Source organism: Streptomyces katrae, assembly GCF_000966975.1.
Classification (GTDB): Bacteria; Actinomycetota; Actinomycetes; order Streptomycetales; family Streptomycetaceae; genus Streptomyces; species Streptomyces katrae.
In genome coordinates, this window is record NZ_JZWV01001464.1 from 1 (window position 1) to 1,622 (window position 1,622).

General features: G+C 73.9%; 1 protein-coding gene and 1 pseudogene. Both read left to right on the top strand.

The annotated features are described in order from the left end of the window. Positions 1–109 (top strand): annotated as a pseudogene (locus VR44_RS49390) (SAM-dependent methyltransferase); the annotation flags it as partial. Positions 110–249: 140 nt separating this feature from the next. Beyond that, on the top strand, positions 250–1,622 hold a 1,373-nt coding region (locus VR44_RS38345; protein ID WP_045952307.1), incomplete at its 3' end, for a GGDEF domain-containing protein.

Sequence of the window (1,622 nt, forward strand, 5' to 3'; positions counted from 1 at the left end):
CTCGATGCCCGACTGGCGCCCCGACCGCACCGGGCCGCTCGCGGAGGGCGAGACCCCGGAGGACCCCTACGCCTTCTCGGGCTTCGGCGGCGTGGGACGCAAAGCGTGAGACTCCCCGCTCCGACGCCCCCGCCCGCGACCCCCGGCCAGGACCACCCGGCCGGGGGCGGCCGCGCCACCACCGCCCCCGCACCCTCCCCCGCGGGCGGCGGCGAAGCACCCGTCCCGCATCCCGGCCGCCGGACGTCGCTGCGCGACCCGCACCACGACCTCGACGACCGGATCGCCCGCTTCGCGACGATCTGGGGGCGGGCCATCTTCCCCGTCACGGCCACCTCCCTGACCCGCCCCGAGTTCGAACAGCACCTCGTCCCGCTCGCCCGGACCCTCACCGAGGCCCTGCACGCCCGCCCCTTCGACGCGAGCGCCGCGCAGGGCGTGGGCGCCGAACTCGTCGCCGTGCACTGCACCGACCCCGAGGCCCTCGCCGGCACCCTCGGCGTCATCGAGTCGTACCTGGTCCTGTACTGCGGCCCGGACAGCGCGGCCGGTGACGGCAGCGAGAGCACCGAGGAGTACCGGTCCCGCTGCGCCCGCCTCCAGCACGGCATCGCCGCCGGATTCGCCCGCGCGCTGCGCGAGCGGACCCTCAGGGAGCAGGAGGCCATCGCCCGCTCCGCCCTCACCGCGCGCATCGACGCCCAGCAGGCCCTGCACGCCAGCGAGGAGCGCTTCCGGGCCGTCTTCGAGGGCGCCGCCGTCGGCATCGGCATCGCCGACCTCGAAGGCAACATCCTGGAGGTCAACGACACCCTCCTCAAGATGTTCGGCGGCCTGGAAGGGCACGTCCGCAGCCGCAACGTCAGCGAATGGGGACACCCCGACGACACCCCGCACGTCTGGAAGATGTACGGGGAGCTCGTGCGCGGCGAACGCGAGCACTACCGCGTCGAGAAGCCCTACTACCGGCACGACGGCACCGTCCTGTGGACCAACCTCACCGTGTCCCTCCTGCGTGACGCCGACGGACGCCCCCAGTACCAGCTCGCCCTGATGGAGGACACCACCGAACGCCGGCTGCTCAACCTGCGCCTGCGCTACGAGGCCACCCACGACGCCCTGACCGGACTGCCCAACCGCACGCTGTTCTTCGAACGGCTGGAGAAGGCCCTGAACGCCGCCCCCGGCAGCCGCTTCGGCCTGTGCTACCTCGACCTCGACGGGTTCAAGGCCGTCAACGACAGCCTCGGCCACTCGGCGGGCGACCGGCTCCTCGTGGAGGTCGCCGACCGGCTGCAGAGCTGCGCCACCGGGCCGGGCGAGGTCGTCGCACGGCTGGGCGGCGACGAGTTCGTGGCCCTCACCACCGGCCCCGGCGCGCAGACCGAGGAGAAGGTCACCGACCTCGCCGTCCGCATACTGACCGCGCTGTCCACACCCATCCGGCTGGAGGGGCGGGAGCTGTCCGTGCGCGGCAGCATCGGCATCGTCGAGGGCGCCTCGGGCGAGCGCACCCCGGCCGAGGTGCTGCGCAGTGCCGACATCACCATGTACCGGGCGAAGGCGGCGGGCGGCAACCGCTTCGAGTTCGCCGACGCGGAGGCCGACGCGCGGGCCATCAC